This window comes from Thermomonas sp. (genome assembly GCF_025993755.1).
Classification (GTDB): domain Bacteria; phylum Pseudomonadota; class Gammaproteobacteria; order Xanthomonadales; family Xanthomonadaceae; genus Thermomonas.
On sequence record NZ_JAMQHN010000122.1, the window covers coordinates 1 to 16655 of the forward strand.

General features: G+C 68.4%; 8 protein-coding genes and 1 pseudogene. 1 reads left to right on the forward strand and 8 read right to left on the reverse strand.

The genetic code is table 11. From position 1 onward, the window contains the following. Window positions 1-481, reverse strand: a 481-nt coding sequence (locus Q0X16_RS08565; RefSeq protein ID WP_297833258.1) for an Hsp20/alpha crystallin family protein, incomplete at its 3' end; no start/stop codon positions are given. A gap of 141 nt (window positions 482-622) precedes the next feature. On the opposite strand from Q0X16_RS08565, the gene Q0X16_RS08570 reads away from it, so the two are divergent. Continuing rightward, on the forward strand, window positions 623-1105 hold the full coding sequence (locus Q0X16_RS08570; protein WP_297833205.1) for a peroxiredoxin: 483 nt from the start codon (window positions 623-625) through the stop codon (window positions 1103-1105). A gap of 45 nt (window positions 1106-1150) precedes the next feature. Here the strand turns inward: Q0X16_RS08570 and pbpC are convergent. The 7 genes and pseudogenes from pbpC to ligA form a co-directional block, all read right to left on the reverse strand. Continuing rightward, window positions 1151-3580 (reverse strand): annotated as a pseudogene (pbpC, locus tag Q0X16_RS08575) (penicillin-binding protein 1C); the annotation flags it as partial. Window positions 3581-3671: 91 nt separating this feature from the next. Next, the gene (locus Q0X16_RS08580; RefSeq protein WP_297833206.1) at window positions 3672-8621 is read right to left on the reverse strand and encodes an alpha-2-macroglobulin; all 4950 of its coding nucleotides are present in this window, start codon (window positions 8619-8621) and stop codon (window positions 3672-3674) included. A gap of 203 nt (window positions 8622-8824) precedes the next feature. After that, window positions 8825-11398 (reverse strand): DNA gyrase subunit A, encoded by a 2574-nt coding sequence (gyrA, locus tag Q0X16_RS08585; RefSeq protein ID WP_297833207.1) that lies wholly within the window; start codon window positions 11396-11398, stop codon window positions 8825-8827. A gap of 163 nt (window positions 11399-11561) precedes the next feature. Then, window positions 11562-12617 carry an S-methyl-5-thioribose-1-phosphate isomerase gene (mtnA, locus tag Q0X16_RS08590; protein WP_297833208.1) on the reverse strand — a complete coding sequence of 352 codons (1056 nt, stop codon included), beginning with the start codon at window positions 12615-12617 and terminating at the stop codon, window positions 11562-11564. Between the two features lie 77 nt (window positions 12618-12694). Next, the gene (locus tag Q0X16_RS08595) at window positions 12695-13420 is read right to left on the reverse strand and encodes a DUF3011 domain-containing protein (RefSeq protein ID WP_297833209.1); all 726 of its coding nucleotides are present in this window, start codon (window positions 13418-13420) and stop codon (window positions 12695-12697) included. A gap of 170 nt (window positions 13421-13590) precedes the next feature. Then, window positions 13591-14559 carry an EF-P lysine aminoacylase EpmA gene (gene epmA / locus Q0X16_RS08600; protein ID WP_297833210.1) on the reverse strand — a complete coding sequence of 323 codons (969 nt, stop codon included), beginning with the start codon at window positions 14557-14559 and terminating at the stop codon, window positions 13591-13593. After that, the gene (ligA, locus tag Q0X16_RS08605; RefSeq protein WP_297833211.1) at window positions 14552-16630 is read right to left on the reverse strand and encodes an NAD-dependent DNA ligase LigA; all 2079 of its coding nucleotides are present in this window, start codon (window positions 16628-16630) and stop codon (window positions 14552-14554) included. Before ligA ends, epmA begins: the two co-directional genes overlap by 8 nt. Window positions 16631-16655 lie beyond the last annotated feature (25 nt).

Here is a 16655-nt window from a genome sequence, read left to right on the forward strand (position 1 = left end):
ATGCCCGCGCGCCGCCAATGCCGACCTGGATCCGGCGCGGCGTGGTTTCCGGGCGCTTGGGAATGCTGATCTCCAGCACGCCATTGCGGCCTTCGGCGGTGATGCCTTCGGCATCGGCGCTGTCGGGCAGCGCGAAACGGCGGTGGAAGACGCCGTAGCGGCGCTCGATCCGGCTGTAATGCTCGCCGCCGTCGTCGAATTCGCTCTTGCGTTCGCCCTTGATCGACAGGATGCCCTTGTCCATCAGGATCTCGACTTCGGCCGGATCCACGCCCGGCAGATCGGCCTGGATGACGAAACGGCCGTCCTCCTCGCGGATGTCGACGCGCGGAGTCCACTGGCTGGTGACGACCGAGGAGCCATCGCCCAGGTCGCCGAACTGGAAGAATCGATCGAAGAACTGTCGCAGGTCGTCCTGCTGCAGCTGCTGCCCGTCGCGCTGTTCGTTGCGCGCGAAACGCGGTCCGTGTGCATGCCTCATCGGGTTCATGGCGCTCTCCTGTGTTCGTGGCCGCATTGCCACCTGCCTGCGATATGGGATCATGCAGACGCCACGCAAGGCGTCGTTTTGCCGCACACGCGCCTCCATTCAATTATCTTTCAGGATTCCAGGAGCGTTCCCATGCCCATCCAGATCGGTGACCGCATTCCGGAAGCGGTCCTGCAATTCATCGACGACGGCGTACGCAAGATCAACAGCGCCGATCTGTTCGCACACCGACGCGTGGTTCTTTTCGCTGTCCCGGGCGCGTTCACGCCAACCTGCTCCGAACGGCACCTGCCGGGCTATGTCGAGCGCTTCGATAGCTTCAAGCAGCGCGGCATCGAGGTGGTTTGCATGGCGGTCAACGACGCTTTCGTGATGCAGGCCTGGGGCAAGAGCCAGAACGTCCCCTCCGGCCTGCGCCTGCTGTCCGACGGCAATGCCGATTTCACCCGTGCGCTGGGCATGGAGTTCGACGGCAGCGGCTTTGGCATGGGCATCCGCAGCAAGCGGTTCGCGCTGTACGCCGACGACGGTATCGTGCGTGCACTATGGGTCGAGGCGCCTGGCGAGCTGCGGGTATCAGCGGCCGACGCCGTGCTCGCCGCGCTGCCCGTCTGAAGGCGTGTCCACCGCAGGCGAACAGGATTCGCAGGGCTGCGGTTCGAGGATTGCGAAACGCAGACTGTCCCAGGCGCCGCTGTCGGCGAGCGCGGTCAGTTCATGGCGTCCGGGTTCGGTGAACTCGCGAACGAACGGGCTTCCACCGTTGCTCTGCGCGATCCAGCGACCGTCCAGCAGCCACTGCACCGAGCCCGCAGTACCCAACGCCCGCAGCGTGACGCGTACACCGGTGCGTCCCGGCGCCGGCGCCAGCACGGTGTCGGCATTGATGCCCTGGATGCGCAGGGTTTCCAGCGCGGCGCGGCCGTCGTCCACGCAGTCCTTCGCCAGCGGCGGCAGGCTGGACTGCGCGCGCCAGTCCGCCGGCAGCCACGGCCCGAGCAGCGCCGGCCAGCGCGCGATCTCCCGGCTCTGCGCGACATGCGGCGCGCTGCACTCCGCCGACAGCCGCTGACCGCTGCCAGCATCGACTTCGAAGCGCTCGATGCCGGTGGCCCAGCGCCTCGCATCGCGCTCGGGGAAGGTTGGCGGGATCACGCCGTCCAGCGTCCACGCCTTCAGCCGTTTGCGGCACAGCGACGGCGGCTGCGCGTCGGCGGCAATCCCCAGCGGCCAGCAGATTTCGACTTCTTCCACGCCGGCCGGGGGTGGCGGCTCTCGCAGGTCTCCGGCGCCGTGCGGCAGGCTGTCCACCACTTCGAACAGCAGCGGCAGCGCCGTCACGGCGCCGTACTGCCCCGGCAGCGACGTGCCGTCCGGGCGGCCAACCCACGCGCCCACCGTGTAGCGCGGCGTGGTGCCCAGCGCCCAGGCGTCGCGAAAGCCGTAGCTGGTGCCTGTTTTCCAGGCCACGCGCGCGCGCCGGCCGCGCTCGAACATGCCTTCGGGTTCGCCGGGGCGGGCGCCGCCCGTGAGGATTTCGCGAACGATCCATGCGGAACCCGGCGACAGGATGCGCCGCTCGATTTTCGGCGCATCCGGCGTGAGGCGCACGCGCCCGGCGATGCCGTCGCGCTGGAACGCGGCGAAAGCGCCGACCAGATCCTCCAGCTTCGCTCCGGTGCCGCCGAGGATCAGGCTCAGGTTGGGCTGCGCACCGAGCGGAAACTGCAGCGCAACGCCAGCATGTTCGAGTCTTGCGGCAAAGCGCGCCGGGCCGATCCGGTCCAGCAGGTCCACCGCCGGAACGTTGAGCGACAGCCGCAATGCCTCGGCGGCGCCCACAGGCCCGCGGAAACTGGTGTCGAAATTGCTCGGGCGATAGCCGCCGAAGGACTGTGGCGCATCGACCAGCAGGCTTTCGGAATGAATCAGGCCGTCATCCAGCGCCATGCCGTACAGGAACGGCTTGAGGGTCGATCCGGGCGAGCGCAGCGCCCGCACCATGTCCACGTCGCCCAGCCGCTGGCGATCGCCGAAGGCGACCGAACCGACGTAGGCGCGTGCTTCCAGCGTGGCGTTGTCGACCACCAGCAGCGCCGCCGAGGTACGCGGCGGCAGGCTCGAAAAATAGGCGCTCACGCGATCTTCCAGCGCGCGCTGCAGGCCGGGATCGAGGGTCGTCACGATCCGGCGTGCCTGCGGCGACTGCGCATGCAGGCGCTGCGCCAGCAGAGCCGCATCCATCGGGTTGCGCAGCTGCCGCGCCACCACGGTTTCGACCCGCGCATCGGCCACCTGCGCCGGCGTCCAGATGTGCAGGCTGGCCATCCGCGCCAGCAGCTTGTCGCGCGCGGCCTGTGCCGCCTCCGGATTGCGGTCGGGCCGCAGCCGGCTGGGCGACTGCGGCAGCACCGCCAGCAGCGCGGCCTCGGCGTGCGAGAGCTGACGGGCCGGTTTGCCGAGATACGCCCAACTGGCCGCCTCGACGCCTTCGATGGTGCCGCCGAACGGTGCGCGTTCCAGATAGATCGTCAGGATCTCGCGCTTGGACAGGTGCGCTTCCAGTTGCAGCGCACGCAGGATCTGGCGCAATTTTCCGGAGGCGCTGCGGGTGCCGGAACCGTGCAGCTTGGGATCGACGATGCGGGCCACCTGCATGGTCAGGGTCGAGCCGCCGGAGACGATCCGCCGGCTGGTCACCAACTGCACTGCGGCGCGCGCCATCGCCACCGGATTGACGCCGGGGTGGTGCCAGTACCAGCGGTCCTCGTAGCCCAGCAGCGCCTCCAGGTAGAGCGGCGAGACCTGCTCCGGCGAGGCCGGATAACGCCACACCCCATGGGCATCGGCGAAGGCGCGCAGCGGGGTGCCGTCGCGCGCCACCACCACCGTCGAAAGATCGCGCCTGCCGGGCAGCGGCAGTGGAAACGCCAAGTCCAGCGCCAACAGCAGCGCCAGCGCGGCGGCCAGGCCCCAGCGCAGCCACGGCAGCAGCGCCCGCCAACGGCGCCGGCGCGTCGAGGACGCACCCGCCGCCTCGGCTTCCGGCGCCCGCGTTGGCTGCGATCCCTTCTCCGGCTCCGACGTCATTCGTCTCCGCGTTCCGGGCACGCGCCGGAAGCCAACGCGCGCCGCAGCGTTCCGGCGGCGTTGCGCTTCCCGGCCCGCGCGACCGGAGACATCACGGCTCCACCACCGTCAGCGTCGCTGGCACGGCGCGCCCCACCCCGCGCAGCTGCGGCCGGTACATGTCCTCGATCATCGGCGGCGGCACGGTGTAGGTACCCGGCGTGACGGCGCGCACGAGGTAATAGACGTGCGATGTCGAGCCGGAACTCAGGCGCAGCGCAGCCACGTAGCGGTCGTCGCGGAACTCTTCGTGGACCTGGTCGGACTCGCTCGAACGATCCTCCATGCTGACGCCGTCGATCGTCACGTCGGCCCAGCGCGCGCTGTCGCCGAGATTCATGTTCTCGAGCTCCAGTCCGGCTGGCAGCAGGTCGGTGAGCAGCGCATTGCTGGTGCTCTGGTCGGAGCGGATCGTCAGTCGCACGATCAGGCTGTCGCCTTCCTTGAGCGGACCCGGAGTCCACGGCTTGCCGTCGAGGGTGAACAGCGCGCGTTCGATCTTGATCACGCTGGCATCGGGCGCGGGCGCGCTGCGCGGCACGCCGACGACGTCGAGGCTGGCGAAGAACGGCGGCTGGCCTTGCGGCAGGAAGCGCAGGCCGCCGGCAAGTTCAGCGTAATCGAAGTCGCGGGCGAAGCTGCGCGCCGCCGCGATCGTCTCGTTCGTTCCGCGATGGACAAGCGTGCCCGAGACATCGCGCGTCTGTGCGGCCAGCAGCGCCTTGCCCAGCCGCGCCAGGGCGATCTGCTCCTGGGTGCTCAGCCAGAACCATGACGTCTGGCGACGCGCATCCAGTTCACGCCCGAGATCGATCACCCGCGCGTCGTACGCCGCCTTCGGATAACCGCGTTCGTGGGTGAGCGCGATCATCAGCGCCAGGTCGCGCAGCGGGCTGCCGTAGTCGCCCAGCCAGCCGACCCGGTCGCCCTTGAACGCGAAGCCTGCGGCAATCGCCTTGTCGCCGCGGCCACGGTCGCCCTGCAGCGACAGCGCCAGCCCCAGGTGCACCAGCGGCAGTCCCTTGAGCGCCTTGCCGCGGTCGTTGTCGTAGAGCGCGCGCAGCGTGCCCAGCGGCGCGCGATTGACGCGCGCCAGCACGTAGCCGGCATAGGCCTTGTAGGCGAACTTGAGGTATTCGCGGTTGTCGCGGCCGTAGAACTCGACGCCGTTGGTCAGCAGGTCCTCGCTGAGCCGCTGCAGCGCCTTTTGCAACACCGCATCGGGAATCGCGAAACCGGCTTCGCGGGCATCGAGCAGGAACTCGACGATGTAGGGCGTGAGCAGCGGATCGACGGAGTCGCTGTCGTTGCCGCCCCACATCGAGAAATGTCCGCTCGACACCTGCATCGCCGACAGCCGGCCAAACGCGCCGTCCATGCGCGCGCGACGTTGCGCCGCATCCAGGCCGGACACGCCGAACCCGCGCGCGGTCGCCGCATCGAGCTCCAGTGCGGCGTAGCCCTTGCTGGTGGTCTGCTCGGCGCAGCCGTAGGGATAGTCCAGCGCGCCCTTGAGCGCCGCGCCGAACGGGATCGGCGGCAACGCGCTGACCTGCATGCGCGCCCGCACCGAGCCGGGCAGCAAGCCTTCGGCGATGCCGGCATCCAGCGTGACGCCTTCGCCGGCGCGCAGCGCCAGCGTGCGCGAGCGCATCACCGCCGGCCAGGCGGGGCGCACCGGCAGGTCGTAGCGACGGTCCACCTTGAAGCCGTTGCCCTCGACCCGGACCCGCACCTGGGCGGTGCCGAAGCCTTCCTGCGCCGTCAGCGGGAAATTCAGCGTGGTCTTGGCCTGCGGTTCCAGCGTGGCGGTGCGGGTGCCGTTGCCGACCTGGGCCGGCCCGATGCCTTCGACATTGACGCTGAAGCTGCCCGGCTTGCCGGTGTAATTGCTCACGTCCAGCGTGACGGTGCCGCGATCGCCCGGCGCCATCGCGCGCGGCATGCTGGCCTCGGCCACGATCGGCGCACGCACCAGCACCTCGGTATCGCGGTTGCCGTATTGGCGATCCGAATACACCAGCGCCGAAACGCGCAGGGTGCCGTTGAAGTCCGGCGTGTGCAGGGTGACGCGCGCCACGCCCTTGGAGTCGAGTTGCACCGGCCCCGAGAACAGGTCCACGGTCTGCACCCGCGAAGTCGGCCGACGCGCCTGCGGCAGGGCCGCGAGCGCCATGTCGCCGCCGAAGCGCATCCGCGCCGTTCCGCCCTCGAAGCTTTCGATCACGCGGCTGTAGATGTCGTAGGCGTCCACCCCGAGCCGACGCTGGGCGAAGAAGTGCGCGTTCGCGTCCGGCACCGGATAGCGGGTGATGTTGAGGATGCCGACATCGACCGCGGACAGCGTCGCCCAAGCCTGCTTGCCCGCCAGTTTCGGCGCGGCGATGGTCACCTGCAGCGGCTCATCCGGGCGCATCTGCGATCGGGCGGTGAGCGCGACATCGACCCGGCGGTCGCCGCGATCCATCGGCACGAACACCTCGCCAACCGCACGGCTGGGCGTGATCTTGCTGGGCGCGCTGCCGCCGCGGAACACCAGCGCGGTGATGTAGACGTCGTGGCGCTCCCAGTCCTGCGTCACCGGGATTTCGACCACGGTGCCGGCTTTCACCTGCAGCGAGCGCACGAACAGCATGCGATCGGTTTCGACCATCACCAGCCCTTCCCCGGAATGCGGCGGGGTCAGCGTCACCTTGAGCGTCTCGCCGGCGCGGTAGGCGGTGCGGTCGAGCGACAGCTTGACCTTGTCCGGGCGCGCGTCGAGGCCGCGGTTGTCGTCATCCCAGCCCCAGCCGGCCTGGAACGGATAGCGCATGGTCAGCCTGGTCTCGGGGTCGTACACCTCGACCCGGTAGTCACCCCACTCCACCGGGAAATCGAAGCGGGTGGCGGTCTTCCCGGCATCCAGCGTGCGGGTTTCGACGTTCTCGAAGCGGCGGGTGAAGTCGTAGTTCCAGCCGTCATCACCGTGGGTCCAGTGGTAGTCGCGGCGCTCGCGCACCAGGGTCACCTTCAGTCCCTTGACCGGCATGGGCTGGCCGTTGCTGCCGTAACGCAGCAGTTCGAAGCCGGCGCGGGTATTGGCGCCGGAGCCGTCGGAATCGTCGAACAGCGGACGCACCCCGACCAGTGCATTGGCCGGCCACAGGGTGCGGGTGAGGCTGCGGTTGACGCTGCGGCCGCCGGTTTCGAACAGACTGCCGGCAACCACCACCTTGACCGGGGTGTTGCCCTTCACTTCCTCGGGCAAGTCGATGTCTTCCCGCAGCTCGCCCTGCGCGTCGAGCTTGGCGTCGATGGCGTCGCTGGGTTCCCGCGGCAAGGCCACGGTGGGATCGCCGAAGAACCAGCCCCGAAGGGATTCCAGCGGATGCTGGTCTACCACCACCGCCATCCTGGCCGTGAACCGGTTGCCGCTGGCCGGCGCGCCGTACAGGTAGGCGCCCTTGGCCACCAGCTTCAGCGGCTGGCCCGGGCGCAACACGGTTCCGGCGGCATCCAGATCGAGTTTCATGCGCTCGGGCAGGAATTCCTCGATCCGCAGCTGCATGCCCTGCACCGCCTCCTTGCTGGCGGGGTCGGTGCGGAACTCGACCAGCCAGCGCCCTGTCGGCGCCTCGGCCGGAATCGCGCGCTCGAAGCGGAAATAGCCGCCCGCCTGCGCCTCGATCCGCGATTCGACAAATGTCTTGCCATCGGGTTGCTTGAGCCGCACGAACAGCGGCTGCGGCTTTCCGTTCTTCGCCGCAGCCACCGGCTTGCCGTCGAAATCGCGCAGCAGGGCGGAAATCCTCACGGTCTCGCCGGGACGGTAGAGGTCGCGCCCGGACCAGGCGAACACGTCGAACCATGCCTGCGTCGGCCCGGCTACGGCAAATTCGGACAGGTCCAGCGCCGGCTGGTTGAAGCCCAGGATCGACATGTCCTTGCCGCGCCTGGCCACGATCACGTGGCCCGCGTCCAGGGTGTAGTTGAGCAGCGCATTGCCGTTGCCGTCGGTGGTGCCCTTGAAGATGGGTTCGCCGTTCGCATCGAGGATCTTCAGCTCGACGCCGCCGATTCCCGACCCATCGTGGAGCGAGGCGGTGTGCACGAACAGCTTGTCCTTGTAGGCACGCACATGCAGGCCGATGTCGCTGACGGTGAAAAAGGCGATGTCGTAATCGTCGCGGAAGCTGCCGGTCTTCTTCATGACCGCGAAATACAGGCCAGGCTGCTGCAGCTCCGGGATGTCCTGCACCGGCAGGTAGGTCAATGAACGCTCGTTGGGCTTGCCGCCGAGGACGAAGCGATTGACGTAGACCGGATCGGCCATCCGGGTGATCGGTAGGCGGCTGTCCGCATCGTCGGAGTCGTACCAGGACGGGTCGAGCTTCCAGCTGTCGGCCTTGCCGCCGCGCCGGTAGTTGGCGAGGAACTGCGGCAGCGAGGCATCTCGCACCCGCAGGAATTCGACATCGACCTCATCGACATTGACCGACACCACCGGCAGGCCGCGCGATTCGCGCGCCGGCAGCACGCTGCCCTGCGAGGCGAAGCCGACCGCCGGGTCGAGCTTGCCGGTATAGACCTTCAGTTCCCGATCGCTGCCGAGGGTGGAGCCGTCCGCCGCGGCCAGCGTGCCGGCGATGCGCAACGTGTAGGTCTTGTTCGCCTCGGCATAGGGAAAGCGCAGGCGCTTGCCGTCGTCGCTGAGCACCCAGCTGCTGTCTCCGTCGCCACCCTTGGCGTCGATCACCAGCAGCTTGTCGAAATCCTGGGTGCCGACCAGCGGACGGGAAAACTCGACCGTCACCGCCAGCCCGTCGGGGCGCTGCTCGGGATAGGCGCGCACGATGCCGAAGCCGCGAACCGTCTCGCGCTGGGCCTGGATCGCCTCGCCGCCGGCGGTCGGCAGCTGACCGCCGACGTTGCGCTTGCAGCCTGGCAGTCCGGTCAGCAGCGCCAATGCCAGCACGACCACGACAGCGGCGCCCAGCGCCCTCGTCCCTACACGCTTCATCGCAGCCCCGTCCTGTTGCAGCTCGTCATGAGTATAGGACGCGAAACGGCGCGGGAAACGGACGCACGACGGCGCGACCGGATGGCGAGGATTCAGATTCGACGCAATGGTCGCCCGCAACAGAACCCCTGGCGCTGCAGGCCAGGCCCGCCTTCACCTGCGACCATCCGGGTGCGGCAAGGCGGTTTGGCCAAGACCTCGCCTCAGCCCGCCGCTTCGCCGCCGTTGCCGTTCTCGCCGCTGTCCTCGTCCAACGTGGCATCCAGGCGTTCGATCGCCTGCAGTTTCTCGCCTTCGGACAGCCGCATCAGCGTGACGCCCTGGGTGTTGCGGCCGACCTGCGAGATGTCCGAAGCCGGGGTGCGCACCAGGGTGCCGCCGTCGGAAATCAGCAGCACGTCGTGGTGTTCGGAAAGCTGGATGGCGCCGACCAGCGCGCCGTTGCGGCCGTTGGTCTTCATCGCGATCACGCCCTGGGTGCCGCGGCCCTTCTTCGGGAACTCCTCCAGCACGGTGCGCTTGCCATAGCCGTTTTCGCTGGCGGTGAGGATGTCGCCCTCGCCGTGCAGCACCACCAGACTGACCACCTGTTCGCCCTCGGCCAGCTTCATGCCGCGCACGCCGGTGGCGGTGCGGCCCATCGGGCGCACGGTCTCGCCGGCGAAGCGCGCCGCCTTGCCGTTGCTGGCGAACAGCATGATGTCGCGGGTGCCATCGGACAGGTCGGCATTGACCAGCGCATCGCCCTCGGCGAGGTTGATCGCGATCTTGCCGCGCTGGAGCTGGTAGGCGTACTCGGTCAGCGGGGTCTTCTTCACCGTGCCGTTCCTGGTGGCGAAGAACACGAACTTGCCTTCCTCGTAATCGCGCACCGGCTGCACCGCCTGCACCTTCTCGCCCGCTTCCAGCGGGATCCAGTTGACGATCGGCCGCCCGAGCGCGTTCGGCCCGGCGTCGGGAATCTGGTGCACCGGCAGCCAAAACACCCGGCCGCTGCTGGTGAAGGTGAGCAGGGTGTCGTGGGTGTTGACCAGCCACAGCTGTTCGATGAAATCCTCGTCGCGGGTCGAGGCGGCGTTGCGCCCCTTGCCGCCGCGGCGCTGCGCGCGGTAGCTGGTCGCCGGCTGGCGCTTGACGTAGCCGGCGTGCGACAGCGTCACCACCACGTCTTCCGGCGCGATCAGGTCGAGGATGTCGAGGTCTTCCTCGGAGGCGCGGATCTCGCTGCGGCGCGGATCGCCGAACTCGTCCTTGAGCGCGCGCAGTTCGGTGCGGATCACGTCCAGCAGCACGCCGGCGTCTTCGAGGATGCGGATCAGCCCGGCGATGGTGTCGAGCAGCTGGCGGTATTCCTCGGTGAGCTTGTCCTGCTCCAGCCCGGTCAGGCGGTGCAGCCGCATTTCGAGGATCTGTTGCGCCTGCACGTCGGTGAGCTGGTAGCCGTCCGCCAGCAGCCCCACCCCGGCCGGCAGGTCCTCCGGCCGGCTCGCCGCGGCGCCGGCGGCGCCCAGCAGCGCGCCGACCAGCCCAGGCGACCAGCGCCGCGCCAGCATCCGTTCCTTGGCGACCTGCGGGTTTTCCGAGGTCTTGATCAGTTCGATCATCGAGTCGATGTTGGCCAGCGCGACGGTCAGGCCTTCCAGCACGTGGGCGCGGGCGCGCGCCTTGCGCAGTTCGAAGAGGGTGCGGCGAGTGACGACTTCGCGGCGGTGGCGCACGAAGGCTTCGAGGATCTGCTTGAGGTTGAGCAGCTTCGGACGGCCATCGACCAGCGCCACCATGTTGATGCCGAACACCGACTCCATCGGCGTCAGCGAATACAGGTTGTTGAGCACGACCTCGGCCGAGAAACCGCGCTTGATCTCGATGTAGATCCGCATGCCGTCCTTGTCGGACTCGTCGCGGCGCTCGCCGATCCCCTCGATCTTCTTGTCCTTGACCAGCTCGGCGATCTTCTCGATCAGCCGCGCCTTGTTCACCTGATAGGGTATCTCGGTGACGATGATGGCCTCGCGCCCGCTGTCGCTGACCTCGATCTCGGTTTTGGCGCGCATCCGCACCCTGCCGCGGCCGGTGCGGTAGGCGAGCTGGATGCCGGCGGTGCCGTTGATGATGCCGGCGGTCGGGAAATCCGGACCCGGCACGAACTGCATCAGGCTGTCGATGTCGATGTCCGGATCGTCGAGCAGCGCCAGCAGCGCATCGACCACCTCGCCGAGGTTGTGCGGCGGGATATTGGTCGCCATGCCCACGGCAATGCCGGCAGAACCATTGACCAGCAGGTTCGGCACCCGGGTCGGCATGACCGTGGGTTCCAGTTCCTTCTCGTCGTAGTTGGGCTGGAAATCGACCGTGTCCTTGTCGATGTCGGCCATCAGCTCGTGGCTGATGCGCGACATCCGCGCCTCGGTGTAGCGCATCGCCGCGGCGCTGTCGCCGTCCACCGATCCGAAGTTGCCCTGCCCGTCCACCAGCATGTAGCGCAGCGAGAACGGCTGCGCCATGCGCACCAGCGTGTCGTAGACCGCGCTGTCGCCATGCGGATGGAATTTGCCGATGACGTCGCCGACGATGCGCGCCGATTTGTAGTACGGCTTGTTGCTGTGCGCACCCAGCTCGTTCATCGCGTACAGCACGCGCCGGTGGACCGGCTTGAGGCCGTCGCGAACGTCGGGAAGCGCGCGCCCCACGATCACGCTCATGGCGTAATCGAGGTAGCTCCGCCGCATCTCGTCTTCGAGCTTGACCGGGATGATTTCCTGCGCGAGATCGCCCATCGTGCGTCCGTTTTCCTGTCGCTGGCCCACGCCCGGACGCGGACGGCGAAAAGGCTGTCCGCAAGCGGTTTACGCGGGGATTCCTGAGGCTATGAATTGTAGCATTTCCGCGGCTTTTCCGCAGCCTTCCGGGGGCCGGAAGGCCGGGTGTCCAAGCATCGGATCAGCTTTCGGAAAACACCCGCATGCGCGTCGCGTCGGGGCGTTCGACCACCCCGCGTTCGGTGACGATGGCGTCGATCAGCCCGTGCGGCGTGATGTCGAACACCGGGTTCCAGGCGCGCACGCCTTCGGCCACCGTGCGCATGCCGCGCGCGCTCAGCAGTTCGGCCGGATCGCGCTCTTCGATGTCGATCCGAGAACCGTCGGCGGTGTCCATGTCGACCGTGGATGCCGGTGCCACCACCATGAACTTCACGCCATGATGTTTCGCCACGATGGCGAGCTGGCAAGTGCCGATCTTGTTGGCGGTGTCGCCGTTGGCGCAGATCCGGTCGGCGCCGACGATCACCCATTGCACCTGCCCTGTCTGCATCAGGTGCGCCGCCGCGGAATCGGCGATCAGGGTGGCGTCGATGCCGTCCTGCTGCAATTCCCACACGGTCAGCCGCGCGCCCTGGTTCCAGGGCCGGGTTTCGGTGGCAAACACGCGTCCGATGCGGCCTTCCGCCACGCCGGCGCGGATCACGCCCAGCGCTGTCCCGAAGCCGGCCGTGGCCAGCGAGCCGGTGTTGCAGTGGGTCAGCACGCCACTGCCCGTGGCCACCAGAGCCGCACCCAGATGTCCCATGGCGCGGTTGGCGGCCAGATCACCTGCTTCGATCGCAGCCGCCTCGCGCTCCAGAACCTGAAGCCAGTCGGTTCCGGCCGTCGCGAGCGACGCGCGCATGCGCGCCAGCGCCCAGGCCAGGTTAACGGCGGTCGGCCGAGCGGCATTCAGGCGCTGCAATGCCGGTTCCAGCCGCGCGGCGGCCTCCGGCCCGGACGCCGCCTGCACCGCACGTGCGGCCAGCACCACGCCCCAGGCCGCGGAAATGCCGATGGCCGGCGCGCCGCGCACGACCAGATTCCGGATGGCCTCCGCCACCGCATCGCTGCTTCGGCAGGCCAGATACGTGACATCAAACGGCAGGACGCGCTGGTCGAGCAGATCCAGCGCCTCGCCGGTCCAGCGCAGCGGGCGCACGTGGTCGTAACGGCCGTAATCGATGATGTTCACGCCGCCATTTTACCTGCCCGCAAAAACATCCGGCGCACTGGGCGCCGGATGCAGCTGTCCTGCCGCGGGCACCGCGATCAGTAGCTGCGGAACTCCGCCCGGCAGCCCTGCGAAACCCACACGCCGACCCGGCCATAACCCCAGCTGCGCCCCTGAATGCAGGGGGCATTCGACAGCTGGCGAACCAACTGCACGCCGGCACGAACATTGGCCGCGCACTCCTGGGTTCGGCCATTGATGGACTCGCAGCGGAAGATGCGACCGCCGTAGCCGCTGTTGCCCCAGCCGCCACCGCTGTAGCTGTTGGCGAAATCGCCGCGGCAGCCGTTGTTCACCCAGACCGAGTCGCGGTCGGAGCCCCAGGTTCGCCCTTCGATGCAAGGTGAATTGGAAATCTGGCGCACCAGCTGCGGCCTGCCGCGTCCGGGCACCGCGCAGCGGTTGTAGCGGCCGTCGTGGGACTCGCAGCGAACGGCTTCGCCATAGCCGGGACGATCATTCCAACCGCCACCGCGCAGCACGCGGAAATCGGCGCGGCAGCCTTGGCTGACCCAGACTCCATCGCGGCTGTTGCCCCAGGTGCGACCTTCGATGCACGGTGCGTTGGAAACCTGCCGCTCAAGCACCACCCGACCGCCGCCGGTATAGCACTGGTTGCTTCGACCGTCGATCGATTCACAGCGGATGATGGAACCGTTGTAGTCGCCATAACCGTAATTCTGGGCGAAAGCCGGCGCTGAGCCGAAGGTGCCTGCCAATGCCAGAACGAGGGATGTGGCAACGGCAAGGATTGGTCTGGACACGGCGGTCTCCTGAAGCCTATGGACGAAAATTTTTTGCGGAACATCACTGTCGGAAAACGCCCAAGCACCCGAAAAACGGACACTCGACACACTGCGCGATCATTACCGCAACGGACGGTTCCCGTTTTGCCATCCCGCTGCCCGAATTGCAAATCCACGCTCACCGCCATTCAGGCCCTGGCAAAGTCGAAGGCCAGCACATCGGCAATCCGTGGCGTTTCCAGCAGCGCCATCAGCAAGCGATCCACGCCCAGCGCCACGCCGGCGCACGCCGGGAGGTTCGGCAGCCCGGCAAGGAAAGCCTCGTCGACCGGCAGCAGCGGATCGCCGCGCGCATTGCGGCGGCGCAGGTCGTGATCGAAGCGCGCGCGCTGTTCCACGGCGTCGTTCAGCTCGTGGTAGCCGTTGGCCAACTCGGTCGGCCCGAGATAAAGCTCGAAGCGCTCGGCCACCGGCGACGTGCCGTTGCGAATGACCGCCAGTGCCGCCTGGCTGGCCGGCCAGTCATGCACCGCGGTCATCGCCCCGGCCGGAAACGCCGGCTGGATGCGGTGGGTCATCAGCAGGTCCAGCCAGTCGTCGCGGGACAGGCCTCGCGGATCGATGGCGATGTCGCCCAGCGCCTCCCGAAGCTCGGCATCGCTCGCGGAGAAGGGGTCGAGGCCAAGCGCATCGCGGTACAGATCGCGGTAGGTGGTCGCCCGCAGCGCCGCGCTGCGGCCCACCAAGGCCAACGCGGCGTTGACGAGTTCCGCGGTTTCCTCGATCAGGCGCAAATGATCCCAGCCAACGCGATACCACTCGAGCATCGTGAACTCGGGATTGTGGCGACCGCCGGCCTCGCCGTTGCGGAACACCCGGCCCAGCTCGTAGCAGTCGCCCACGCCTGCCGCCAGCAGGCGCTTGAGCGGATATTCGGGCGAGGTGCGCAGCCAGCGTCGGCGCGCGCCGGCATCGACGTGGCCGCTGAAGTCGGTGTGGAAGCTGGCGATGTTCGGCTCGGTATTGCCGGCCGCGGACAGGATCGGGGTTTCCACTTCCAGGACATCGCGGGCGCGGAAGAATTCCCGCGCCAGCTGGTTGAAGCGGGCGCGCAGGCGCAGCGCATCGATGCTTGCCGAAGGCCTCCAGTCAGGCATGGTCGGCGAGGAAGGCAAGCAGGCGTGCCTCGTCCCAGAGTTCGACGCCCAGCTCCTGCGCCCTGGCCAGCTTGGAGCCGGCGTCGACTCCGGCGATCACCAGCGACGTTTTCTTCGACACGCTACCGGCCACCTTCGCGCCCAGCGCTTCCAGCCGTGTTTTCGCTTCGTCGCGGGTCAGGGCGTTCAGCGTTCCGGTCAGGACCACCGACTTGCCGGCCAGCGGACCCGCCGGCGCGCGCTGCGGCTGGCCTTCCTGCCAATGCACGCCGGCCTCGCGCAGCGCGGCAATCGCCTCGCGGTTGTGCGGCTCGGCGAAGAAATGCGCGATCCGCGCCGCCACCACCGGCCCGACGTCGGGCACCTGCCGCAGGTTCTCCTCGTCGGCCTCCATCAACGGCTGCAGTGCGCCGAAGTGGCGTGCCAGCGTTTTCGCGGTGGCCTCGCCGACCTCGCGGATGCCGAGCGCGAACAGCAGTCGCTCCAGCGTCGTGTCCCGGCTGGCGGCGATCGCGGCAACGAGATTTTCCGCCCAGCGGGTGGCGATCTTCCCGGCCTTGACGGTTTCCGGAAGCTCGCCGGCGGCCTCGTCGGCGCGCCTCTTCATCTCGACGAAATCATCGACCGTCAGCCGATAGAGGTCGGCGATGCCGTGGACAGGGCCGTATTCGACCAGCGCATCGACGAAGCGCTCGCCCAGGCCTTCGATGTCCATGGCGCGGCGCGAGGCGAAGTGGATCAGCGCCTGCTTGCGCTGCGCCGGGCAGACCAGCCCGCCGCTGCAGCGGGCGACGACCTCGCCGTCGATGTGTTCGATCGCGGAATCGCATTCCGGGCAGCGCTTGGGCATCTTCCAGGCGGGATGCAACGGATGTCCGCGGGAATCGTGCGGGCGCAGCTCCAGGTTGACGCGCACCACTTCGGGAATCACGTCGCCGGCACGGCGGATGATGACGGTATCGCCCGGCCGCACGTCCAGCCGCGCCACCTGGTCGGCGTTGTGCAAGGTGGCGCGGCTGACCGTCACGCCGCCCACCTGCACCGGCGCCATCTGCACCCAGGGCGTGACGGCGCCGGTGCGGCCGATGCTGACCTCGATCGATTCGACCGTGGTCGCCGCTTCCTGCGCCGGGAACTTGTGCGCGATCGCCCAGCGCGGGGCGCGGGCGACGAAGCCCATCGCCTGCTGCTGGTCGTAGCGGTCAAGCTTGTAGACCACGCCGTCGATGTCGAACGGCAGCCGGTCGCGCTGCTCGCCGATGCGGGCGAAGTAGTCCAGCAGTCCGGCTGCGCCGCGCGCGGTGCCGACCAGCGCGCTGACGGGAAACCCCAGCGTGCGCAGCCACTGCAGGGTCTGCGAATGGGTCGGCGGCAGCGCGACATCGAGGCTGACCTCGCCCAGCGCATAGGCATAGAACGCCAGCGGCCGCCGCGCGGTGACGGCGGGATCGAGTTGCCGCAGCGAGCCGGCGGCGCCGTTGCGCGGATTGGCCAGCGGTTTCTGGTCGTGGGCCAGCGCATGAGCGTTGTAGGCCGAAAAGCCGGCCAGCGGCATGTAGACCTCGCCGCGCACTTCCAGCACCGCCGGCGGAGCGTCGCCGCGCAGCCGCAGCGGGATCGCCTTGATCGTGCGCAGGTTGGCGGTGACGTTCTCGCCGGTCGCCCCGTCGCCGCGGGTGGCGCCGAGCACGAAGCGACCGCGTTCGTAGCGCAGGCTGATGGCCAGCCCGTCGAACTTGGGTTCGGTCGAGAACTCCGGCTCCGCCACGCCGGTTTCCTTCACGATGCGGGCGACGAACTCCTCGACCTCGGCCGCGCTGAAGGCGTTGCCCAGCGAAAGCATCGGGATCGCGTGCTGCACCGGCTCGAACTTGCCGGATGGCGCGGCGCCAATCCGCCGGGTCGGCGAGTCCGGATCGGCAAGCTCGGGATGCGCGACCTCCAGCGCTTCCAGTTCGCGCAACAGCGCGTCGTACTCGGCATCCGGGATCGACGGATCGTCGAGCACGTGGTAGCGGTAGCTGGCCTCGCGCAGGCGCTGGCGGAGGTCGGCGATTCGGGCCGTCGGCATGCCTGCGTTCATCGCCAACCTGCGT